At 71.5% G+C, this 21,968-nt stretch carries 17 protein-coding genes; 3 read left to right on the top strand and 14 right to left on the bottom strand.

Going from position 1 to position 21,968, the window contains the following annotated elements; translation table 11 throughout:
- Positions 1-91: 91 nt before the first annotated feature.
- From ACFYXF_RS35640 to ACFYXF_RS35625, 4 genes are all read right to left on the bottom strand, one after another.
- Positions 92-2,083 carry an ATP-dependent DNA helicase gene (locus ACFYXF_RS35640; RefSeq protein ID WP_389356082.1) on the bottom strand — a complete coding sequence of 664 codons (1,992 nt, stop codon included), beginning with the start codon at positions 2,081-2,083 and terminating at the stop codon, positions 92-94.
- Between the two features lie 63 nt (positions 2,084-2,146).
- Entirely contained in the window at positions 2,147-2,830 is a 684-nt protein-coding gene (locus tag ACFYXF_RS35635) for a GNAT family N-acetyltransferase (RefSeq protein ID WP_389356080.1), read from the bottom strand.
- A gap of 74 nt (positions 2,831-2,904) precedes the next feature.
- Positions 2,905-4,830 (bottom strand): IucA/IucC family protein, encoded by a 1,926-nt coding sequence (locus tag ACFYXF_RS35630; RefSeq protein WP_389356078.1) that lies wholly within the window; start codon positions 4,828-4,830, stop codon positions 2,905-2,907.
- Positions 4,831-4,894: 64 nt separating this feature from the next.
- Positions 4,895-6,388 carry a diaminobutyrate--2-oxoglutarate transaminase family protein gene (locus ACFYXF_RS35625; RefSeq protein WP_389356076.1) on the bottom strand — a complete coding sequence of 498 codons (1,494 nt, stop codon included), beginning with the start codon at positions 6,386-6,388 and terminating at the stop codon, positions 4,895-4,897.
- Positions 6,389-6,746: 358 nt separating this feature from the next.
- Between ACFYXF_RS35625 and ACFYXF_RS35620 the strand changes: the two genes are divergently transcribed.
- Entirely contained in the window at positions 6,747-7,976 is a 1,230-nt protein-coding gene (locus ACFYXF_RS35620) for a trypsin-like serine peptidase (protein ID WP_389356074.1), read from the top strand.
- A 113-nt stretch (positions 7,977-8,089) separates the two neighbouring features.
- Here ACFYXF_RS35620 and hflX read toward each other — a convergent pair whose 3' ends face one another.
- The 6 genes from hflX to miaA form a co-directional block, all read right to left on the bottom strand.
- Complete coding sequence (hflX, locus tag ACFYXF_RS35615; protein ID WP_389356072.1) at positions 8,090-9,586, bottom strand: GTPase HflX; 1,497 nt, start codon at positions 9,584-9,586, stop codon at positions 8,090-8,092.
- A 179-nt stretch (positions 9,587-9,765) separates the two neighbouring features.
- The gene (locus ACFYXF_RS35610; RefSeq protein WP_389356070.1) at positions 9,766-11,220 is read right to left on the bottom strand and encodes a M1 family metallopeptidase; all 1,455 of its coding nucleotides are present in this window, start codon (positions 11,218-11,220) and stop codon (positions 9,766-9,768) included.
- A 69-nt stretch (positions 11,221-11,289) separates the two neighbouring features.
- Positions 11,290-13,527 (bottom strand): RelA/SpoT family protein, encoded by a 2,238-nt coding sequence (locus tag ACFYXF_RS35605; protein WP_389356068.1) that lies wholly within the window; start codon positions 13,525-13,527, stop codon positions 11,290-11,292.
- A gap of 297 nt (positions 13,528-13,824) precedes the next feature.
- On the bottom strand, positions 13,825-14,694 hold the full coding sequence (gene dapF / locus ACFYXF_RS35600; protein WP_389356066.1) for a diaminopimelate epimerase: 870 nt from the start codon (positions 14,692-14,694) through the stop codon (positions 13,825-13,827).
- 38 nt (positions 14,695-14,732) lie between these two features.
- The gene (locus ACFYXF_RS35595; protein WP_389356248.1) at positions 14,733-15,224 is read right to left on the bottom strand and encodes a hypothetical protein; all 492 of its coding nucleotides are present in this window, start codon (positions 15,222-15,224) and stop codon (positions 14,733-14,735) included.
- A gap of 108 nt (positions 15,225-15,332) precedes the next feature.
- Positions 15,333-16,271, bottom strand: coding sequence for a tRNA (adenosine(37)-N6)-dimethylallyltransferase MiaA (miaA, locus tag ACFYXF_RS35590; RefSeq protein ID WP_389356064.1), 939 nt, complete (start codon positions 16,269-16,271; stop codon positions 15,333-15,335).
- A gap of 181 nt (positions 16,272-16,452) precedes the next feature.
- Between miaA and ACFYXF_RS35585 the strand changes: the two genes are divergently transcribed.
- Both ACFYXF_RS35585 and ACFYXF_RS35580 read left to right on the top strand, forming a co-directional pair.
- Entirely contained in the window at positions 16,453-16,728 is a 276-nt protein-coding gene (locus ACFYXF_RS35585; RefSeq protein WP_389356062.1) for a hypothetical protein, read from the top strand.
- 23 nt (positions 16,729-16,751) lie between these two features.
- Complete coding sequence (locus ACFYXF_RS35580) at positions 16,752-17,024, top strand: antitoxin (RefSeq protein ID WP_389356060.1); 273 nt, start codon at positions 16,752-16,754, stop codon at positions 17,022-17,024.
- Positions 17,025-17,108: 84 nt separating this feature from the next.
- Here the strand turns inward: ACFYXF_RS35580 and ACFYXF_RS35575 are convergent, their stop codons facing one another.
- The 4 genes from ACFYXF_RS35575 to ACFYXF_RS35560 are packed head-to-tail and all read right to left on the bottom strand — an operon-like array spanning position 17,109 to position 21,955.
- Positions 17,109-17,819 carry a class III extradiol dioxygenase subunit B-like domain-containing protein gene (locus ACFYXF_RS35575; protein ID WP_389356058.1) on the bottom strand — a complete coding sequence of 237 codons (711 nt, stop codon included), beginning with the start codon at positions 17,817-17,819 and terminating at the stop codon, positions 17,109-17,111.
- Positions 17,820-17,853: 34 nt separating this feature from the next.
- On the bottom strand, positions 17,854-18,123 hold the full coding sequence (locus ACFYXF_RS35570) for a hypothetical protein (protein WP_235474419.1): 270 nt from the start codon (positions 18,121-18,123) through the stop codon (positions 17,854-17,856).
- Positions 18,124-18,159: 36 nt separating this feature from the next.
- Entirely contained in the window at positions 18,160-19,677 is a 1,518-nt protein-coding gene (gene miaB, locus ACFYXF_RS35565; protein ID WP_389356056.1) for a tRNA (N6-isopentenyl adenosine(37)-C2)-methylthiotransferase MiaB, read from the bottom strand.
- Between the two features lie 40 nt (positions 19,678-19,717).
- Entirely contained in the window at positions 19,718-21,955 is a 2,238-nt protein-coding gene (locus ACFYXF_RS35560; protein WP_389356054.1) for a protein kinase, read from the bottom strand.
- Between the last annotated feature and the right edge of the window lie 13 nt (positions 21,956-21,968).

Here is a 21,968-nt window from a genome sequence, read left to right as displayed (position 1 = left end):
GCGCCGGTTCCGGGGCCCTGTGCTGTCCCGTGTGCGCAGGTGCGTCACTGTGCGGGCCACCGACCTCGGTCGGTGGCCCGCACAGTGACGTCTACGCCTCTGCCGTCTCGGCGTCCTCCGTCTGCTTCGCCGCCGCGTCGATCGCGGCCAGTGAGCGCCGGACCACATTGCGGTCCGTGGTGTACCAGAAGTCCGGCAGGGACGCCTTCAGATAGCTCCCGTACCGGGCCGTGGCCAGCCGCTGGTCCAGTACGGCGACCACACCGCGGTCCCCCGTCGCCCGTACGAGGCGGCCGGCGCCCTGGGCCATGAGCAGGGCCGCGTGGGTGGCGGCGACTGCCATGAAGCCGTTGCCCCCGGCGTCCTCGACGGCCTTCTGGCGGGCGCTCATCAGGGGGTCGTCCGGGCGCGGGAACGGGATCTTGTCCATGACCACCAGCTGGCAGCTGGCGCCCGGGACGTCGACTCCCTGCCAGAGCGACAGCGTGCCGAACAGACAGGTCTTCGGGTCCGCCGCGAAGTTCTTGATCAGCTCGCCGAGGGTCTCCTCGCCCTGGAGGAGGATCGGGAACTCGGGGATACGGGACCGCAGTTCCTCCGCCGCGAGCTGGGCCGCCCGCATCGAGGAGAACAGGCCGAGCGTGCGACCGCCCGCCGCCTGGATCAGCTCCGTCAGCTCGTCGAGCATGTCCCCGCGGTCGCCGTCGCGCGCGGGACGCGCCAGGTGCTTGGCGACGTACAGGATGCCCTGCTTCGGGTAGTCGAAGGGCGAGCCGACGTCGACGCCCTTCCACTGCGGGAGGTCGTCGCCCGCCGTGCCCTCCGGGGCCAGGCCCAGGGAAGCCCCGACGCCGTTGAAGTCGCCGCCGAGCTTGAGCGTCGCGGAGGTCAGGACGACGGAGCGGTCCGTGAAGAGCTTCTCCCTGAGGAGGCCCGACACCGACATGGGGGCGACCCGCAGGGAGGCACCGAAGCGGTCGTGCCGCTCGTACCAGACGACGTCCCACTCGGAGCCGTTCGCGATGCGCTCCGCGACGTCGTGCACGCTCTCCACCGAGGCCAGCGCCTGTTTGCGGACCGCGTCCTCGTCCTGGACCGACTTGTCGCGGGTCGCGCCGATCCCGGAGATCACCGTGCGGGCGGCGTCCCGCAGCGCCATCAGGGCGTAGCCGAGATCCTCCGGGACCTCCTCCAGGCGGCCGGGCAGGGCCAGCTCCATCACCCGTTCGAAGCCCTCGGCCGCGGTCTGGAGCTGGTCGGCGGCCTTCTCGTTGACGAGCTTGGCCGCGCGGCGCACGGCACGGTTGACCTGGCCGGGAGTGAGTTCGCCGGTGGCCACTCCGGTGACCCGCGAGACCAGTTCGTGCGCCTCGTCGACGATCAGCACCTCGTGCTGCGGGAGGACGGGCGCGCCCTCGATGGCGTCGATCGCGAGCAGCGCGTGGTTCGTGACGATCACCTCCGCGAGCTTGGCCCGCTCCCGGGCCATCTCGGCGAAGCACTCGGCTCCGTACGCGCACTTCGTGGCGCCCAGGCACTCCCGGGAGGAGACGGATACCTGCGCCCAGGCCCGGTCGGAGACACCGGGGGTGAGGCCGTCGCGGTCGCCGGTCTCGGTCTCGTCGGACCACTCGCGCAGGCGCAGCAGGTCCTGGCCCAGCTTGCTGGTGGGCGCCGCCGCCTCGAACTGGTCGAAGAGGCCCTCGTCCTCCTCCTGCGGCACACCCTCGTGGAGGCGGTGCAGGCACAGGTAGTTGGATCTCCCCTTGAGCATCGCGAACTCGGGGCGGCGGCGCAGCACGGGATGCAGTGCGTCGACCGTGCGCGGCAGGTCGCGCTCCACGAGCTGGCGCTGCAGGGCGAGGGTCGCCGTCGCGACTACGACTCGCTCCCCGTGTGCGAGCGCGGGCACGAGGTAGCCGAGCGACTTTCCGGTGCCGGTGCCTGCCTGCACCAGCAGATGGGAGCCGTCGTCGATCGCCTCCGCGACGGATTCGGCCATGGTCACCTGGCCGGGGCGCTCCGTACCGCCGACAGCGGTGACGGCAGCATGCAGGAGTTCAGGGAGTGAGGGCTTCGTCATAGCCCGACCACCCTACGGGGCGGCACTGACAATCGGGTGATCAAGGCGGGAGAAGTGACGGCGCTACAACGCATCGCGCACGCCTCGGTCCCGGACCATGAGGGCGGCCCGCTTCCCGGGCAGGTCCAGCTCGGCGGAGAACCGGAAGCCGGCGGTCAGAAAGGCCGATACCGAGGGGGTGTTGCGCAGGTCGGGCTCCGCGACCACGCGCGCGCAGGAAGGACGGTTGTCGAGGACGAGGTCGGCGACGGCTCTGAGCAGAATGCTCCCAAGGCCGCGCCCTCGATCGGCGACACCGCCGAGCAGGAGGTGCACTCCGGTGTCGTGCGGACGGGCGGGATAGTGCCGGGCCAGTGGGTCGAGGTCGGCCCGGTAGATCTCCCAGTAGCTCATCGGGGTGCCCTCCAGCACGCCGAGACAGGGGACGCTGCGTCCGTCGCCGTCGAGCTGGGACCGCAGATGGGCCTCGGTCACGCACTCGGTGCCCGCGAGGTCCCAGAAGGTGGCCACCGTGGGGTCGTTTATCCAGCGGCCGATCAACGGGAGATCGCGCTCGACCTCGACGGGGACGAGCTGGAACGAGCCCGCGAGTGTGCGGCTCGGCCCCCAGTCCCCGATGCGGTCGAGGAGATCGTCGGCGAACATCGCGACGAACTCGGCGGGCAGGCGCAGCTCCAGCGTGTCCTCGCTGTCGCCGACGGTGCGGAGGTCGGCGGTCGGGGCGGTACGGGCGTCGGCAGGGGGCACGGGACGCTCCTCTCATGAGATGGGGTGTGGCGTGTTCCTCAGGGGTGAAAGGGGGTTTCTGGCTGTCTGGGGCATCAGGAATGCAAGGGGTTGGCGATGGTGACGTAGACGGACTGTGTGTCGACCGGGCCGACCAGCTCGTCGAGTCCGTGCAGCCGGGTGAGCAGGTTGGCCTTGCAGCGCAGGACGGGTGAGTCCAGCAGCCGGCCGGGCAGGGACGTACGCAGTCGGGCGGGACCGGAGACGATGTCGCCGAGGAAGCGCCTGAAGGCGGCGAGCAGAAGCTGTTCGTCGGCTAGACGCTGGGAGCCGAACGCGCCGATGAGGCCCAGGACGTTGTTGATGCCCAGGTAGTAGGCGAAGCGTTCGTCGGTGACCTCGTCGGAGACGAAGGTGTCGCTCTGTTCGCCGATGCCCGGCAGCCGGGAGTCGAGTTCGGCGCGCCGGGACTCGCGGAAGTAGTACCCCTGGTTGTCGCGGTAGCGGCCTCCCCTGGGCCAGCCGTCGCCGTCCAGCAGGAGCAGGGTGTTCTGCTGGTGGGCCTCCAGGGCGATGCCCGCCTCGCTGTCCAGCCACAGCACGGGCCGTACGACCTGCTCCAGGTAGCGCAGGAACCACTCGGTGGCTACGGCTCCGCGCGGGCGGCCGGTTCGTCCGGCGAGGCGGGTGATGACGGCGGCGAGCCGGGACCGCGGGGCCGGGTCCTCCAGGTGGGCATGGGGCCGGGGCGAGACGAGTCCGGCGATGCAGGCCACGTCGTCCGCCGGGTGGAACGGGTTGTGCCGGATCACCACGTCCAGGCCGGTGACGGGGCTGCCGTCCGGGTCGTCGACGGCGAGCCAGGCCGGATCGCGGACGATGTCGAAGCCCGGGTGCGCGGACTGCCACTGCTTGGCCAGTCCGCCGCGCAGCAGCCGGTGGACCTCGACGCCCCGGTGGAGTTCCTTGCGGAGGTTCTCGCGCCGGGAGTTGGTGATGCGCAGCCCCAGCGAGAGTTTCAGCATCGCGGGGGCGCCCGAGCGGTGGACGGTGCGTACGGAGGAGGTGGGGTGCCAGGGGGAGCCATGGGTGCAGAGGTCGCGGAGCAGCCCGGCCTCGAACAGGGCGGCGGTCTGCGGGCGGTGCCGGGTCTCGCGGATCTGCCAGGGGTGCAGGGGGAGGGCCGCGTAGCCGTCAGGCAGCGGGAGCGGCAGTGCGGCGCCGACGAGCCGCTCGGTGAGCTGCTCGGCGCGGACGGGGCGGCCGCCCTCGGTCCAGGCGGAGTCCGTGGCGAGTACGGAGGGGGCCACCGCCAGCCAGTGCAGCGGGAAGGAGCCGCGCAACTCCGGTGAGTAGAGCCGGGCTTCGGCCTCGGCGAGCCCTTCGCGGCTCTTCGGGGTCGGATGCAGCGGATGGCCTAGCAGCAGCGCCTGCTCGGCGGCGAGGAAGAGGTCGGGCCCGTCGGCCGGCTGTGCCCGCCGGTCGCTGATGAAGGTTGCGGTACGCCGGACGGAGTCGGCGACACGTGCGACCAGGTCGACGGCGTCGGGGGGCAGGACGGCGGGGGCGCGAGAGGGTGAGGCGTCGCTCCCCGGGCCGCTGTCCGTCCCCGCCGCCTTAGGGCCGTCGTACGCCTCCCTCGCGAGCAGGGTCGCGACGGTGACCGCGTCGGCGGCCGGGGCTCCTGCGGGGGCGTCGGCCAGGTGGGGGAGGCCGAAGCGGTGCCAGCCGGTCGGGGACCAGTAGTGGACCGGGGCCAGCAGGGCGGTGCCGCTGGTGGGGAGGGGGATGCGGAGGGTGCCGTCGGTGGGGGCGGTGAGGTTGTTCTCCCGTACCCAGCAGCGCAGCAGGTTCTCGGTGGCGGCGGCCTGGGCCGCGGTGTGGGGGTCGAGGTGTTCCAGGAGATCGGCCGTGGCACCGCGCGCCCACTGGGCGCTCCCTGCGGCTGCCTTCTGCCGGGGCACCGTGTCCCGCGCGGGGGTGGGGTGGGAACGGCCTTCGGGTACGGGGGTGCTGTTCAAGACGGTTCCTCGTGGGGGTTGGTCGAGTGCGGGGTGGGAGTACCGGGGTGGGCGTCTGGCCTGGCTATCCCGCTCGCTCGGAGTGGGGGGCAAGCGGGCGGCCTTCGGTGTGGCCGCGCGCCACCGCCGCCACGGCGTCGGACAGTCGGTCGAGTACCGCGTCGGCCTGTTCGTCGCTGATGGTCAGCGGCGGCAGCAGACGGACGACGCTCGCCTGACGTCCGCCGAGTTCGACGATCAGGCCACGGCGCAGACATTCCCGCTGTACGGCGGTGGCCAGTTGGGGCGCGGCGGGGCGCGGGCCTCCTCCGGCGGGGCGCGGGAACACCTCCGGATCGGCACCCCCGTCATCAGCGGTCCCCGCGCGCTGCCCCTCCCCCGGTTCGACCAGTTCGACCCCGATCATCAGGCCCCGTCCGCGCACATCGCCGATGATCGGGAACTCCGCCGTCAACTGCTGGAGTTGGGCGATGATGCGGGAGCCAAGGGTGGCCGCGCGTTCGGCGAGGCCGTGTTCGCGGACGTACGCCAGGGTGGCCGTGCCGGCGGCCATGGCGAGCTGGTTGCCGCGGAACGTGCCCGCGTGGGCGCCGGGTTCCCAGACGTCGAGGTCGTCGCGGTAGACCACGACGGCCAGTGGCAGGCTGCCGCCGATGGCCTTGGACAGCACCATCACGTCGGGGGTGACCCCGCTGTGCTCCACCGCCCAGAAGGCGCCGGTGCGGCCGACTCCCGTCTGGATCTCGTCGGCGATCAGCGGGATCGAGCGGTCCTCGGTGATCCGCCGCATACGCCGCATCCAGGCGTCCGGCGCGGGAATCACCCCGCCCTCGCCCTGGACGGGTTCGAGGATCATCCCGGCGGGCAGGGGCACGCCCGACTTGGTGTCGTCGAGGACGGACTCGGTCCAGCGGGCGGCGAGTTCGGCGCCCCGGTCACCGCCCATCCCGAACGGACAGCGGTAGTCCTGGGGGAAGGGCAGTCGGGCGACCCGTACGTCGGCCGCGTGGCCGGAGGCGTCGAGCGAACCGGCGGTCATGCCGTGGTAGGCGCCGGTGAAGGCGAGCATGCCGGTGCGGCCGGTCGCGGCACGTACGAGCTTGAAAGCGGCCTCCACCGCGTCCGTCCCGGCCGGTCCGCAGAACTGCACGCGCGCGTGGTCGGCGAGTCCGGGCGGCAGGGTGCGGAACAGCTCGGTGATGAAGGCGTCCTTGACGGGGGTCGCCAGATCGAGGACGTGCAGCGGCGCCCCCGAGTCGAGCACCTTGCGGATCGCCTCCAGCACGACGGGGTGGTTGTGCCCGAGGGCCAGGGTCCCCGCGCCCGAGAGGCAGTCGAGGTAGCGGCGGCCGTCGGCGCCCTCGATCGTCAGCCCGCGTGCCCGTACGGGGACGATCGGGAGGGCGCGCGCGTAGGTGCGTGCCGACGATTCACGCGCCGACTGGCGCCGCAGAATCCCCTCGTGCGCCCCGCGCGCGCCGGCGCACACCTCGATATCCGCGTCCACCTGCACAGCCGCCCGGGATTCCCGCGCTCCGGCGCGCTCCCCCGTCTCCATGGACTCCCGCAACCCCAATGCCCCAACTCCCCGCTGCTCCACTGCTCTGCCGCCCCGCCGGCCGCCAACTCGCCGAGACACTCCTCCCGTTACCAACACCCGGTGTGCCACAGGAGTCACGGGTCGCCTCAAGATCCTTGCCGGGACGGAACAGTTGCCGGTACGGCACGGCACTCTCGGCACTCCGGAACCAGCGGTGACGAGGCGTCACATCGCCGCCCCGCCGGACGATCGCGGGACCAGGCCGCCTGTAGCGAAACAGTTGCCGTTCCATCGGATAGGCCCCACAGGGACCGCATAGTGTGTGATGCCGTGCACGGACAGCACACGGTTCGACCACGCCAGGGGGAGACAGATCATGCGACCCATACGCCCGCCCTTCGCCGGCCGCCGTGGGAGGGGCGCGCGCCGCGGAACCTCCCCCGTACCGGCCGCGGTCGGCCTCGCGGTGGCGCTCGCGCTCACCGCCACCGCCTGCGGATCCGGCTCCGACGACTCCGATGCGAGCGGGCAGTCCTCCGCCTCCGCGGCTGACGACGGTGCCGGAAAGATCACGATCCCGGACGGACTCAAGGACAAGCTCAAAGAGCACGGGATCGACATCGACAAGTGGAAGAACGGCGCCTGGAAGAACTGGGACAAGGACGACTGGCTGCGCGAGGCCGAGGACTACGTCAACCCGATCATCGAGGGCCTCTGGGACACGGACCGCATGCGCGAGGCCGACGACCCGGAGAAGAGCGTCGACGAGACCGACCTCGCGGGCGACCAGGGCGTCACCGACCCGACGCCGGAGCCGGTGGACGCGAAGGCCGTATCGCCCGCCTACCACGACAACGCGCCCGAGGCGGGCAAGGTGTTCTTCGACGGGCCCGAGGGCACGATGGTCTGCTCGGCGACCGTGGTCGAGGACCCCGCCCACCCCGGGAAGTCGAACCTCGTCTGGACGGCGGGCCACTGCGTCCACGCCGGCAAGAACGGCGGCTGGTACCGAAACATCGCCTTCGTGCCGTCGTACAACAACGCGGCCAGGTCGAGCGCGGAGGCGGAGAACGCCCCGCGCGCGGAGATCGCGCCCTACGGCGTCTGGTGGGGGGACTGGGCACAGACCTCGGACCAGTGGATCGAGCAGGGCGGCGCGACGGGCGGCGACGGAGCACCGTACGACTTCGCCGTCATCCATGTCACCCCGGAGAAGGGCGGCAGCGGCAAGTCGCTGGAGGAGACGGTCGGTTCGGCCCTTCCGGTGGACTTCGCCGCGCCCGCCGTCACGCAGGTGGAGAGCATCACGGCGACCGGGTATCCGGCGGCGGAGCCGTTCGACGGCGAGACGATGTACCAGTGCGAGGACCGACCGGGCCGCCTGTCGATCGTCGAGGCCGACCCGACGATGTACCGGATCGGCTGCACCATGACCGGCGGTTCCTCCGGCGGCGGCTGGATCACCACAGGCGCGGACGGCAACCCGGCCCTGATCTCCAACACGTCGATCGGCCCAGTCAGCTCAGGCTGGCTGGCAGGCCCAAGGCTGGGCAAGGTGGCAAAGGGCGTGTACGACGAGGTGAGCAACAAGTTCGCCGACCAGTGAGGAATTGAAATGGGCCCCCATGCCGAAGGCATGGGGGCCCATTTCAGGGGCGCGGGGAACTGCGCGACAAGCCACGACGCACCCGCAGACGAAGATGCACCGCCCGGCGGAGCCTAAAGCGCCGCAGCCGCCGGAACATACGGCGAAAGATCCGCCGCCAACTCCTCATGCACCCGCGCCTTGAGCAACGTGCCCTCCGCAGTGTGCTCCTCGGAGATCACCTCACCCTCGGTGTGGGCCCGGGCGACCAGCCCACCGTGCGTGTACGGCACGAGCGCCTCGATCTCGACCGAGGGTCGGGGCAGCTCGTTGTCGATCAGCGCGAGCAGCTCGTCGATGCCCTGACCGGTACGGGCGGAGACCGCGATCGAACGCGTCTCCATCCGCATCAGCCGCTGGAGCGTCAACGGGTCAGCCGCGTCCGCCTTGTTGATCACGACGATCTCGGGCACGCCGGTGGCACCGACGTCCCTGATCACCTCGCGCACGGCGGCCAGCTGCTCCTCAGGCGCCGGGTGCGAGCCGTCGACCACGTGCAGGATCAGGTCGGAGTCGCCGACCTCCTCCATCGTGGACCGGAACGCCTCGACGAGGTGATGCGGCAGGTGCCGTACGAAGCCGACGGTGTCGGCGAGCGTGTAGAGGCGCCCACCAGGGGTCTCGGTCCGGCGCACGGTCGGGTCGAGGGTCGCGAACAGGGAGTTCTCCACCAGGACGCCCGCGCCCGTGAGGCGGTTGAGCAGCGAGGACTTGCCCGCGTTGGTGTAGCCGGCGATGGCGACCGAGGGCACCTTGTTCCTGCGGCGCACCTGACGCTGGATGTCGCGGCCGGTCTTCATCTCCGCGATCTCCCGGCGCATCTTCGCCATCTTCTCGCGGATCCGGCGCCGGTCCGTCTCGATCTTGGTCTCACCGGGACCACGGGTGGCGAGGCCGCCGCCCTTGCCACCGCCCATCTGTCGGGACAGCGACTGACCCCAGCCTCGGAGCCTCGGCAGCATGTACTGCATCTGCGCCAGGGCGACCTGCGCCTTGCCCTCCCGGGACTTGGCGTGCTGGGCGAAGATGTCGAGGATCAGGGCCGTGCGGTCGATGACCTTGACCTTGACGACGTCTTCGAGGTGGATCAGCTGGCCCGGGCTCAGCTCACCGTCGCAGATGACGGTGTCGGCGCCCGTCTCGATGACGATGTCCCGCAGCTCGTTGGCCTTGCCGGAGCCGATGTAGGTGGCAGCGTCGGGCTTGTCGCGGCGCTGGACGACGCCGTCGAGCACGAGCGCGCCCGCGGTCTCGGCGAGGGCGGCCAGTTCGGCGAGGGAGTTGTCCGCGTCCTTGATGGTTCCCGTGGTCCACACGCCGACGAGCACGACCCGCTCCAGACGGAGCTGGCGGTACTCGACCTCGGTGACGTCCTCGAGTTCGGTGGAGAGGCCTGCCACGCGGCGCAGGGCCGCGCGCTCGGAGCGGTCGAACTGGTCGCCGTCCCGGTCTCCGTCGATCTCGTGGCTCCAGGCGACGTCCTCTTCCATCAGGGCATCGGCCCGAAGACCTTCGGGGTAGGTGTGCGCGAAGCGCTCAGTGTCCTGGGAAGGGGAAGAAGAGGAGGTCATTGGGTCCTTACGTCGTTGGGGATTCGGTTGCGGCGACGGACTGCGCGTCGTCACTGACCACAACGCACGAGCATCCCGAGAGATTCCCGGAACCCGTCCCGTGAGGCCGGGGGCAGCGCCGCCGACCTGACGATGGTCGCACGGCACGCCCCGTCTCGTCACGGTGTTATTTCGTGGGGCTATGTGGCGGGCGCGACCGACTTCCAGTCCGGGTGGCCGGGCATCGGCGGCGTCTTCTCGGCGTACAGCCAGGCCTGGAAGAACGCGCTCAGGTCGCGCCCGGCGATGTCGGAGGCGAGGCGCTCGAAGTCGGCGGTGCCCGCGACGCCGTCCTTGTGGAGGCCGACCCACGCCTCCTCCACGCGCTCGAAGGCCGGGCGGCCGATCTCCTGGCGCAGGGCGTAGAGGGCGAGGGCGGCGCCGTCGTAGACGTTCGGGCGGAAGATGCCGATCTTCTGGCCGGGCTCGGGCGCCTTGGGGGCGCCGGGCGGTCCGCCGGAGGCGCGCCAGCGGTCGGAGGAGCCGTAGGCGGCCTTCATGCGGTCCGCCAGCTTGCGGCCGGCCTTCTCCTCCGCGTACAGGGCCTCGTACCAGGTGGCGTGTCCTTCGTTGAGCCACAGGTCGGACCAGGTGCGCGGGCTGACGCTGTCGCCGAACCACTGGTGGGACAGTTCGTGCACCATGATCGAGTCGACGTACCACTCGGGGAAGGCGGGCTCGGTGAACAGGTCTCTCTCGAAGAGAGAGAGGGTCTGTGTCTCCAGCTCGAAGCCGGTCGACGCCTCGGCGATGAGCACCCCGTACGTCTCGAACGGGTAGCGGCCGACCTTGCTCTCCATCCACTCGATCTGCGCGGGCGTCTTCTTCAGCCACCGCTCCAGGAGCACCCGGTCCTTGCTGGGCACGACATCGCGTACGGGCAGCCCGTGCGGCCCGGTGCGGTGCACGACGGAGGAGCGGCCGATGGACACCTGGGCCAGTTCGGTGGCCATGGGGTGCTGGGTGCGATACGTCCAGGTCGTGGCCCTGCCGACCCGGTCGACTCCCGCGGGCAGTCCGTTGGCCACGGCCGTGTAGCCGTTCGGGGTGGTGACCCTGATGGTGTACATCGCCTTGTCGGAGGGGTGGTCGTTGCACGGGAACACCAGGTGCGCGACATCGGCCTGGTTGGCCATCGCGAGCCCGTCCTTGGTGCGGACCCAGCCCCCGTCCCGGTCGGGCGCGGACACGGGATCACTGGTGTGCCGCACGGTGATCCGCATCCAGCTCCCGGCGGGCAGCGCCGCCCGGGGAGTCACCACCAGGTCCTCGCCAGCGCTGGTGAACGTCGCCGGTTCACCGTCGACCTCGACCGCCTCGACCTTCCCGTGGGAGAAGTCGAGGTTGACCCGTTCGAGCGGGGTGGTCGTCCAGGCGTCGATGGTCGTGACGGCGGACAGCGGCTTGCTGTTGGTTCCGGGGTAGCTGAAGGCCAGGTCGTACGACGCCACGTCGTACCCGGGGTTGCCCAGGTGCGGGTAGAGGCGGTCGCCGACGCCCAAGGGTGCCGCGGGGGCACTCGCGGCGACGAGGCAGACGGAGACGGCGGAGGCGAGCAGCGCCGACGTGAACCGGGTACGGGGGTTGAGCAGCATGCACCACGGCTACCAGCGCCCGCCCGCCGGACGGCGCCGACTCGCGCCGGTCCCACCCGAACGGGTACCTCAGGGAACCGCCACGTGATGCTGCGCCCGGCTCACGTCGTACACGCCCGGCACATTGCGCATGGCCCGCATGAGGGCCGGAAGGTGCGCCGCGTCCGGGAGTTGGAGCGTGTACGTGTGGCGTACGCGCTGCTGGCTGGGGGGTTCGACGGTCGCCGAGACGATCGCGACGCCCTCCAGGGCGATGGCCTCGGTGAGGTCGGCCAGCAGATGGGGCCGCCCGAACGATTCGGCGACCAGGGTGACCCGGGCCTCGGTGGTGTCCCCCCAGTGCACGCCGACCTCCGCACGCCCTGTGGCCTTCATGCGCGCCACCCCGGCGCACTCCACGCGGTGGACGGTCACCACTCCCCCGCGCACGGCGAAGCCCGTGACCTCGTCGGGCGGTACGGGCGTACAGCAGCCGGCGAGCCGTACGGTCGCGCCGGGCTGGTCGACGACGGCGGTCGCTGCGGCCGGGGAGACGGCGGAGCCGTCAGCTGCCGGACGGACCCCGACGGGCTCGCGGACGGCTTCCACGGGGGTCTCCTCGGCCTCCGAGGAGTCACCGGAGGTCTCCGGCCCGTCCGCCGGTTCGTCGTGCGTCGGATGGGCGGCCAGCCAGCGCTGGATGGCGATCCTGGCGACGGGGGTGTGCGCGTGCTCCAGCCACTCCCTGGAGGGCTCGGAGGCCGGGTCCTGCCCCATCAGGAGCTGGACCGTGTCGCCGTCCCGCAGAACGGTGCTCAGCGTCGCCAGCCGGCCGTTGACCCGGGCGCCGATACAGGCGTGCGCGTCCTCGCCGTACTGCGCGTAGGCCGCGTCCACGCAGCTCGCGCCCTCGGGGAGGCCGAGCGAGCCGCCGTCGGCCCGGAAGACGGTGATCTCGCGGTCCTGGGCGAGATCCTCGCGCAGGGTGGACCAGAAGGTGTCGGGGTCGGGCGCGGCCTCCTGCCAGTCGAGCAGCCGGGAGAGCCAGCCGGGCCTGGTGGGGTCGATGCGCTCGCCGTCGCCTGCGAGGTCGGCCCGCACCCCGTCGCCGTCGGTCTGCTCCTCCGAAGGAGGAGCGTAGGGATTGCCGAGCGCGATCACGCCGGCCTCGGCGGCTTTGTGCATCTGGTGGGTACGGATGAGGACTTCGGCGACCTGACCGTCCTTGCGGGCGACGGCCGTGTGCAGCGACTGGTACAGGTTGAACTTGGGGACGGCGATGAAATCCTTGAACTCCGAGACGACGGGCGTCATGCAGGTGTGCAACTCGCCCAGTACGCCGTAGCAGTCGGCGTCCTCGTTGACGAGCACCAGGACCCGCCCGAAGTCGGAGCCGCGCAGTGTGCCGCGTTTGCGCGCCGTCCGGTGCAGGGACACGAAGTGCCGTGGCCGGATGAGGACTTCGGCCTGGATCCCCGAGTCGCGCAGTACCGCGCGTACCTCGTCGGCGATCTCGGCGAGCGGGTCGTCCGCGCGGGAGGCGTTGTTGACGATCAGCTCCCGGGTGTGCGCGTACTCCTCGGGGTGCAGGATCGCGAAGACGAGGTCTTCCAGTTCCGTCTTGAGCGCCTGGACGCCGAGCCGTTCGGCGAGCGGGATGAGCACGTCCCGCGTGACCTTGGCGATGCGTTCCTGCTTCTCGGGACGCATGACACCCAGGGTGCGCATGTTGTGCAGCCGGTCGGCGAGTTTGATCGACATCACGCGGACGTCGTTCCCGGTGGCGACGAGCATCTTGCGGAAGGTCTCGGGCTCGGCGGCGGCGCCGTAGTCGACCTTCTCCAGCTTCGTCACGCCGTCGACGATGAAGCGGACCTCGGCGCCGAACTCCTCGCCGACCTGATCCAGCGTCACATCGGTGTCCTCGACGGTGTCGTGGAGCAGAGACGCCGTCAAGGTCGTGGTCTCCGCGCCGAGTTCGGCGAGGATCAGCGTCACGGCCAGCGGGTGCGTGATGTACGGCTCACCGCTCTTGCGCATCTGGCCGCGGTGCGAGGACTCGGCCAGGACGTATGCCCGGCGCAGCGGTTCCAGATCGGCCTCGGGGTGGTGGGCGCGGTGCGCCTCGACGACATGGCCGATGGCGTCGGGCAGCCGGTCGCGGGCGGCGGAGCCGAGGAAGGCCGCTCTGCCCAGCCGGCGCAGGTCGATCCGGGGGCGGGCCCGCCTGCGGGGCGCGGGAGTCCCCCCTTGCTCCAGCGGGACCGCGAGCTTGGGCGAGGACGTCACAGCACCTGGGCTCGCGGGATTCGTGGCCTCCGCACTCATGGGCACCTCCGGCTACCTGGACCGGCGGACGGGATGCCCCATGGCGGACGGCGGCTCAGGGGATGGCGTTGTTCCCCCGTCCGGGCCGGTGCTTGATGCTACCGAGCCCACCACGCGCGACTGACCACCTCTCGTCGAGCGTGAAACGGATCACCCATTCGAGCGACGGTTCGAGGGCCTGTGCATTCGAGCCACCCGACCTGCGAGCACCCCTGTTTCCGAGCCGCACAGAGCCGCAGAACTACTGTTCCACGGCCCACAGCGCCCATGGACTGCGATGCCCGGCCGTCACCCGCTTCACTTGACTGCGGTTTCCAGCCACTCCGCATCGATCTCGCCCTCGGCGACGATCACCGCGGGCCCGGTCATCTCGATCTCGCCGTCGGCCCGCTCGGTGATCACCAGACGCCCGCCGGGCACATCGACGGTGTACGTCACGGGGGTCCCGGTGACGGCCGGGTCCGTGCCGTCGCGCCGGGCGGCGGCCACGGCGACGGCACACGCGCCCGTGCCGCACGAGCGGGTCTCGCCGGCCCCGCGTTCGTGCACGCGGAACGCGACATGACGGGGGCCACGGTCGACCACGAACTCGACGTTGACCCCGTCCGGGTAGACGGAGGCGGGACTGAACGGCGGCGCGGTGAACAGGTCCCCCGCGTGCGCGAGATCGTCCACGAAGGCGACCGCGTGCGGGTTGCCCATGTTCACGTTCCGCGCGGGCCAACTGCGCTCGTCCACGCTCACCATGACCTCCCCTTCGGGGAGGAGTGCCTTGCCCATGCCGACGGTGACGTCGCCCTCCTTGGCGATGTGCACGCTCTTCACGCCCCCGCGCGTGGCGACGGCGATGTCCCCTTCGGTCACATGTCCGGCCCGCTGGAGATAGCGTGCGAAGACCCGCACCCCGTTGCCGCACATCTCCGCGATCGAGCCGTCGCCGTTGCGGTAGTCCATGAACCACTCCGCCTCGCCCGCCATGCCCCTGGCCTCGGGATGCGCGGCGGACCGCACGACGTGCAGCAGCCCGTCACCCCCGATGCCCGCACGCCGGTCGCACAGGGCGGCGACGGCGGCCGGGGAGAGGTCGATGAGGTTCTCGGGGTCGGGGACGATCACGAAGTCGTTCTCGGTCCCATGGCCCTTGAGGAAGGCGATGCGCGTGCTCATTCCTCGATCGTACGGGGTGGGTACGACACCGTGAGTGGCTAGCGCAGCCGGGCCACTCTCCACACGGCGAGCGCGATCACCACGGTCACCATCACGACGTACGCCAGCACGACCCACCAGCCCCGCCGACGGCCTTCGCCCAGCCCCGGTGCGGTGTAACCCACCCGGCGGGCGGCCATCATGCCCCAGCCCGCGGCGCACGAGCAGATGAGCAGCCCGAGCATGGCGATCACGGCCCCGCTGTCGCCGAAGTCGAACGCCAGCGGGAAGGCGAACATCAGGGAGCCGATCGCGGCCAGGACCACGATCGGGGCGAGCTGCCAGATGCGCAGACGGCGCTGCGGGCGCAGCTCGACCTCGACCTCGGGCCCGAGGAACATCTCGTCCGGTTCGGGTCCGTCGGCGGTCACGCCGCCCTGGGTGTCGTCGGGCCCGTCCGGGCTCAGACGGTCCTCGCCCTGTTCCGTTTCGCCACCGTCACCGGTGACGTGTCCCGCGCCTTGTGCGGTGTCGCGAGGGCCGGCCTCCATCGCCACGCGCCCTCCCAACTCGGACTCCACTTGGTCGATCGAAGCTCGATGATGGCACGGCGCCGGAGGCCTGGATGACGGCCGGAGCGTCCCGATGCCATGACGTGATCAGGCTGTGACCGGTCGTTCGAGCAACGCCAGTGCGAGGCGCGGAAGTTCTGTGAGATCCGCCGCAGCCCCACTGAGCCAGTGCACCCGGGGATCGCGTCTGAACCATGAATCCTGACGGCGCGCGAAGCGTTTGGTGGCGCGTACGGTCTCCGCGCGCGCGTCGTCCTCGCCGTACTCCCCCGCGAGCGCCGCGAGCACCTGCTGGTAGCCCAGCGCGCGCGATGCCGTGAGCCCCTGGCGCAGGCCGTGCGCCTCCAGCGCGCGTACCTCGTCCACGAGCCCCGCCGCCCACATCCGGTCGACCCGGCGCGCGATGCGCTCGTCCAGCTCGGGGCGGGACACGTCGACGCCGATCTGGACGGTGTCGTACACGGAGTCGTGGCCCGGGAGGTTGGCGGTGAAGGGCTTGCCGGTGATCTCGATGACCTCCAGGGCCCGAACGATACGGCGGCCGTTGCTGGGCAGGATCGCCAGCGCGGCCTCGGGGTCGGCGGCGGCCAGCCGGGCGTGCAGGGCACCGGAGCCGCGCAGGGCCAGCTCCTCCTCCAGGCGGGCCCTGACCTCGGGATCGGTGCCGGGGAACTCCAGGTTGTCGACGGCTCCACGGACGTACAGACCAGAGCCGCCGACCAGGACCGGCCAGCGGCCCTCGGCGAGCAGTGCGTCGATCCGCTCGCGCGCGAGGCGCTGGTACTCGGCGACGCTGGCCGCGACGGTCACGTCCCAGATGTCCAGGAGGTGGTGCGGGACGCCTCCACGTTCCTCGGGCGTCAGCTTGGCGGTACCGATGTCCATCCCTCGGTAGAGCTGCATCGAGTCGGCGTTGACGACCTCCCCGCCGAGACGCTGGGCCAGGAAGACGCCCAGATCGGACTTTCCGGCCGCGGTGGGGCCGACAACGGCGATGACTCGGGGGGAGGGGGGTGTGCTGCTCACCGCCCCAGTCTCCCAAACCCGGGACCCCTCCTCGAACGAGTTACGTGACGGTGGGTGTCCGGCGTCGTTGCCAGTTGCGAGGTTCGCGCCGCCGGATTCGGGAGGCGGTGACGGGGGCGACGCAAACGGACGCACCGGGCGACGCGGGATTTCGCCCGCACGAGTAACGTATGGAGTGGATATGGGCGTTTTTGCACGGTTTCTTGGACGGTCGAAGACCGCGGAAGAGGCGTCGGCCGCCGAGGAGCAGTCCGTCGCGGTGACGGACGAGGCCGCGGCGGAGGAGACGGAAGCGGCGACGGGGTCGCCCGAGGCCGGCAGCGGTGCCGGGACGGAGAGCACGGCGGAGCAGGCGGAAGCCGTGGCCGTGGCCGCCACCGAGGGCGTCGAGATCCCCAAGCAGCAGTCCGCCGATGAGGCCGCCGACAGCGAGGCCGGTGAGGGCGCCCGCAAGTGACCGCCCGCGAGGGAAGGTGAACCATGGGTCTGCTGGACAGTTTGAGGGCGAAGCTCGCCCCGGCCAAGGACAAGGTCTCGGACCTCGCGCAGCAGCACGGGGACAAGATCGAACGGGGTCTCGACAAGGCCGCGAAGGTGGTCGACGACAAGACCAAGGGCAAGTACAGCGACAAGATCCATACGGGCACCGACAAGGCGAAGGGCGCCGTGGACCGCATCGCGCACAAGGACGGTGACACCACCCGGGACGACACGTTCACGCCACCCCCGGACGCGCCACCGCCGGCTTCCTGACCGGCACGGACAGCACCACCGCAGCACATCGGCGGACGGCCGCGGAGCAGACGCTCCCGGCCGTCCGCCGCGTCTGTACGCCCTCTACGACCAGGCCGCGACCACGTACCCCACGCCGTACGGCGCGTCCTCGTACAGCAGCGTGCCCGCGAGCCCTGCATCCTCGGCCGCGCCCGCGAGGACCTGCCAGGGGGCACGGCCCGAGACCTTCAGCTCGTACGCCAGTTCCGCGTCCAGTGTCTTCAGCGCCGCCACGTCCGCCGTGCCCAGCGCCCGACCGACCGCCTCGTCGAACCCGGCCGCCCGATCGTCCAGATACCCGGGTGCCTTGAGCGTGCGGCACGCGCTGGCGTCGCCCATCACCAGCAGGGCCAGCCGCTCCGGCCGTCCGCCGATGTCCCTGCCGGTCTCGAAGCATCGCTCGGGCGGGAGCGGTTCGCCCACGCCCAGGCCTTCGACGGGCGCCACGGACCAGCCGGTCCGCTCCAGCAGCCACGCGGCGACGGCGAGCGCCGACGGAAGTTCCCCGGCCGCCTCCGCCGCTCCGGTGCCCAGGCGTACGTCGACGTCCACGCCGAAGCCGCGGAACGAACCCCGTGTGCCCTCCGGGTGCGGTCCGCGTCCGCTCTCCCCCGCCGGCCCGACGACCAGCAGGCGGTCGGGGCGGGAGGCCGCGAGGACGCTCAGGGCGTCCGTACAGGCGGTGCGGGCGGCGTCCAGTTCGGGAGCGGCGCCCGCGGCCACCTCGGGCACGAGGAGGGGCGGACACGGGCAGACTGCGGCGGCGACGAGCATGATCGGCAGCGTAACCCCGGAGGACGGCCCGGTGTCACTCCTCGAAGAGCACGTCCGTCAGGTCGATGACCGTCAGCACGAGCACCACGAGCTTGCCCTCACTGATCACGTACTCGATGAAGAGATTGCGCGACAGGGCGAGCCCGCGCGTGGACTCGTCGCCGAGGACGGAATGGGAGAGCTTGTGCCGCGGGTCGGTCGCCAGTATGGCCAGGCCACGCTCCAGCAGGTCGCGCCTGTCGGCGGTCAGGCTGTCGCGCACTTTGGCGGCCTGTTCGGTGAACGCAACGCTGTACGGCAACATGTGATGCTCCTTCCCTGTCCGCATTGTGCCAGGACGTCAGTCGCAGCCGCAGCCGCTCCCCGTGGCCACCGGCAGCGGAGCCGGTGCCCCGATCTTCGGCAGGCCGAGCATCACGCCCGCCGGCTTCGCGGCCTCCGCGGTGTTGCGCTTCTCCCAGGCGTCCCCCGCGCGCGTGGGACGCACGTTCAGGACGGCGCCCTCGGCGAGGAGGTGGTGCGGGGCGGCGTACGTGATCTCGACCGTGACCACGTCCCCGGGGCGTACCGCGGTGTCCGGTTTGGTGAAGTGGACCAGGCGGTTGTCGGGGGCGCGGCCGGAGAGGCGGTGGGTGGCGCCGTCCTTGCGGCCCTCGCCCTCGGCGACCATCAGCTCCAGGGTGCGGCCGATCTGCTTCTTGTTCTCGTCCCAGGAGATCTCCTCCTGGAGGGCGGCGAGACGCAGGTAGCGCGCCTGGACGACCTCCTTGGGGATCTGGTTCTCCATGGTGGCGGCGGGGGTGCCGGGCCGCTTGGAGTACTGGAAGGTGAACGCCTGCGCGAACCGCGCCTCGCGCACCGCGTGCATCGTCTGCTCGAAGTCCTCCTCGGTCTCCCCGGGGAAGCCGACGATGATGTCGGTGGTGATCGCCGCGTGCGGGATGGCGGCCCGCACCTTCTCGATGATCCCCAGGTAGCGCTCCTGGCGGTACGAGCGGCGCATCGCCTTCAGGATCGTGTCCGAGCCGGACTGCATGGGCATGTGGAGCTGCGGCATCACGTTCGGGGTCTCGGCCATGGCGGCGATGACGTCGTCGGTGAAGTCGCGCGGGTGCGGGGAGGTGAAGCGGACGCGCTCCAGGCCGTCGATCTTCCCGCAGGCCCGCAGCAGCTTGCTGAACGCCTCGCGGTCACCGATGTCGGCACCGTACGCGTTGACGTTCTGGCCGAGCAGGGTGATCTCGGAGACACCCTCGCCGACCAGTGCCTCGATCTCGGCGAGGATGTCGCCGGTGCGGCGGTCCTTCTCCTTGCCGCGCAGGGCCGGGACGATGCAGAAGGTGCAGGTGTTGTTGCAGCCGACGGAGATCGACACCCAGGCCGCGTACGCGCTCTCGCGCCGTGTCGGCAGCGTGGACGGGAACGCCTCCAGGGACTCGGCGATCTCGACCTGCGCCTCTTCCTGCACGCGCGCGCGTTCCAGCAGGACGGGCAGCTTGCCGATGTTGTGCGTGCCGAAGACGACGTCCACCCAGGGCGCCTTCTTCACGATGGTGTCGCGGTCCTTCTGCGCGAGACAGCCGCCCACCGCGATCTGCATCCCGGGGCGCTTCGTCTTCATCGGGGCGAGCCGGCCGAGGTTGCCGTACAGCCGGTTGTCGGCGTTCTCGCGTACGGCGCAGGTGTTGAAGACGACGACGTCGGCGTCACCGTCCGCATCCTTGGGGGCGCGTACATAACCGGCGTTTTCGAGCAGACCGGACAATCGCTCGGAATCATGGACGTTCATCTGGCACCCGTACGTGCGCACTTCGTAGGTCTTGACGTCCACTGCCGGGCTCCGGTCGTTGCTGCTCATGCGACAAGGGTAGGCGGTCGTGAACGGAGTCCCGGTCGGGTCATCGGTTGACCGCCATCACGGTCTTGCGGCCCGCGCAGGCGTACCAGCCGTGGGTGTCGGCCGTGAGGGCGGTGACGGGGGCGGGAGCTGTGCGGGTGTGTGTTTCGGTGAGGCCCTTCGCGGTCGTCCGCAGTGCCGCGCAGGCGCGGCCCGCCGCCGCGTAAACGGTGGCGCCGTCCGGTGCGACGGCAGGCGGGCACTGGGCGGGGCCGGCGCCCTCGAACTGTCTCGCCCGGCCACGGGACCGGCCCGTGCGCGGATCGAGAGCGGTGAGGGTACGGCCGTCCTTCCAGTGCATCAGCAGTCCGTCGGCGACGACGGGGACGTGGCCGCCGCCCGGGCCCCGGGTCCAGCAGGCGTCGAGGCCGAGCGCGGGCGTGCTCCAGATCGGGCGGGCGTCGTCGAGGCCGAAGCCGTGCAGGGTGGAGCCGGTCAGGAGGAGGCCGACGGTGCCGGTGCGGGCGAGAGCCGTGGCTCCGCGCGCGATGTCGGTCTTCAGGGCGCGGGCGACCGTACGGTCTCCGCTGCGGGCGTCGACGACATGCAGCACGCCCTTCTCGGTGAGCAGGGCGAACCGGTCCGGCGGGAGTGCGCCCACGGCCGTCACCGTGTCGCTCTTGCCCAGCCCCCGGTAGGCCCACAGCTCTTCGCCGTTCCTCGCGTCCACGCAGGTCGGACGGGCCAGCTCGTCGGTGAGCAGAAGTGCGTCGCCGACGACGGCGGGACGGCGCCACTCGGTGCGCTCTTCGCGGCGCCAGAGTTCGGTGCCCGAGGTGAGCGAGACGGCGCGCAGCACGTACATGTCACTGAGGACCATGGCGGTGCCGGCGACCGCGTACCACCGCTGGGTGGCGTCCGGTGCGGACGCCCGGGCGAGGGTCTTGCCGGTGCTGATGACGGTGGGGGTGAGGCTGATACCGCCCGCAAGGAGCACCCCGTCGTCGGTGACACCCCAGTCGTCCGGTACGTCACCGTGGGTCTCGGCCGCCCAGCGGAGGCCGCCCGTCGAGGCGGTACGCAGCTGGACCGCCCCGGCGCTGGTGACCGGTCCCTCAAGCCCGTGCAGGACGAGCCCGGCCGGTGTGGCGAGCAGGGCGTCCACGCGGCCTGCGCCGGCGCTCAGTTGCCAGCGGATCGCGCCGGACCCGGCCGTTCCCCCGGTCACCTGCCAGGCGTCCGAATCATCGTCCTGGGCGCCTGCGCCGCCGCCCCGCGCCACCGAGTAACCGAACAGACCGACGAAGGCGGCACCGCCGGCCGCGAGGGCGGCGCGGCGGGACAACTCGCGCCACCGCCGGGAAGGGGCCGCCGGGCCCGGCAGCTGGACGGTAGGAGCCGGCATCGGTTCCGGGCCAGGCCGCGGTGTCGCCTCGGCGTCGGCCACCAGGGAACGCAGCGGCTCCTCACGCCACCAGGCCGACAGGGCGGGCGTGACAAGGCTGTGGAGAATCGCGGCGGCGTCGGGGCGGTTGCCGGGCTGCTTGTCGAGGCAGGCGTCGATCAGGTCCTTCAGGCCCAGTTCCAGGGGTACGCCGTCGAGTTCGGGCTCCTCGTGGACGATCCGGTAGAGCAGCGCGGGCACGGAGGCCGCGCCGAACGCGTTCCGGCCCGTCGCCGCGAACGCGAGCACCGCGCCCAGCGCGAAGACGTCCGTCGCCGCGGTGACCGCCGGACCGTCGAGAATCTGCTCCGGGGACATGTACCCGGGGGTGCCGATCATCCCGCCGGTCTCCGTGAGGGCCCGGTCGTCCTGGGCGCGGGCGATGCCGAAGTCGATGACCCGGGGGCCGTCCCGGGTGACCAGGATGTTCGACGGCTTCAGATCACGGTGGACGAGGCCGGCCGCGTGGATGTCGCGCAGCGCCTCGGCGAGGGCGGCGGCGAGGGCACATACCGCTGGTGCGGGCAGGGGGCCGGTCTTCGCGACGGCGCGGCTCAGGGTCACTCCGGGCAGGAAGGCGGTGGCCAGCCAGGGGAGCCGGGCGTCGGGGTCGGCGTCCAGGACGGGGGCCGTGTAGGCGCCGGTGACCTTGCGGGCCGCGGTCGCCTCGCGGCGGAACCGTTCCCTGTAGTGCGGGTCCGTGGCCAGGTGCTCGTGGATGGTCTTGACGGCGGTGAGACGGCCGCCCGGAGAGCGAGCGAGGTAGACCAGACCCATGCCTCCGGCGCCGAGCCGGGCGATCAGGTGGTGCCGGCCCAGCTGCCGGGGGTCCTCGGGGTGAAGGGCGGTGGTCATGCGCGGGCCTCCT

Origin of the sequence: Streptomyces sp. NPDC002680, from assembly GCF_042889145.1 — a bacterium.
Classification (GTDB): domain Bacteria; phylum Actinomycetota; class Actinomycetes; order Streptomycetales; family Streptomycetaceae; genus Streptomyces; species Streptomyces adonidis.
This window is presented reverse-complemented; position numbering and strand designations above follow the sequence as displayed.

Coding starts and splice junctions, on each gene's coding strand:
- ACFYXF_RS35640 (WP_389356082.1), bottom strand. CDS start 2,083: ATGACGAAGCCCTCACTCCCTGAACTCCTGCATGCTGCCGTCACCGCT.
- ACFYXF_RS35625 (WP_389356076.1), bottom strand. CDS start 6,388: ATGGAGACGGGGGAGCGCGCCGGAGCGCGGGAATCCCGGGCGGCTGTG.
- ACFYXF_RS35620 (WP_389356074.1), top strand. CDS start 6,747: ATGCGACCCATACGCCCGCCCTTCGCCGGCCGCCGTGGGAGGGGCGCG.
- hflX (WP_389356072.1), bottom strand. CDS start 9,586: ATGACCTCCTCTTCTTCCCCTTCCCAGGACACTGAGCGCTTCGCGCAC.
- ACFYXF_RS35610 (WP_389356070.1), bottom strand. CDS start 11,220: ATGCTGCTCAACCCCCGTACCCGGTTCACGTCGGCGCTGCTCGCCTCC.
- ACFYXF_RS35605 (WP_389356068.1), bottom strand. CDS start 13,527: ATGAGTGCGGAGGCCACGAATCCCGCGAGCCCAGGTGCTGTGACGTCC.
- dapF (WP_389356066.1), bottom strand. CDS start 14,694: ATGAGCACGCGCATCGCCTTCCTCAAGGGCCATGGGACCGAGAACGAC.
- ACFYXF_RS35595 (WP_389356248.1), bottom strand. CDS start 15,224: ATGGAGGCCGGCCCTCGCGACACCGCACAAGGCGCGGGACACGTCACC.
- ACFYXF_RS35585 (WP_389356062.1), top strand. CDS start 16,453: ATGGGCGTTTTTGCACGGTTTCTTGGACGGTCGAAGACCGCGGAAGAG.
- ACFYXF_RS35580 (WP_389356060.1), top strand. CDS start 16,752: ATGGGTCTGCTGGACAGTTTGAGGGCGAAGCTCGCCCCGGCCAAGGAC.
- ACFYXF_RS35575 (WP_389356058.1), bottom strand. CDS start 17,819: ATGCTCGTCGCCGCCGCAGTCTGCCCGTGTCCGCCCCTCCTCGTGCCC.
- ACFYXF_RS35570 (WP_235474419.1), bottom strand. CDS start 18,123: ATGTTGCCGTACAGCGTTGCGTTCACCGAACAGGCCGCCAAAGTGCGC.
- miaB (WP_389356056.1), bottom strand. CDS start 19,677: ATGAGCAGCAACGACCGGAGCCCGGCAGTGGACGTCAAGACCTACGAA.
- ACFYXF_RS35560 (WP_389356054.1), bottom strand. CDS start 21,955: ATGACCACCGCCCTTCACCCCGAGGACCCCCGGCAGCTGGGCCGGCAC.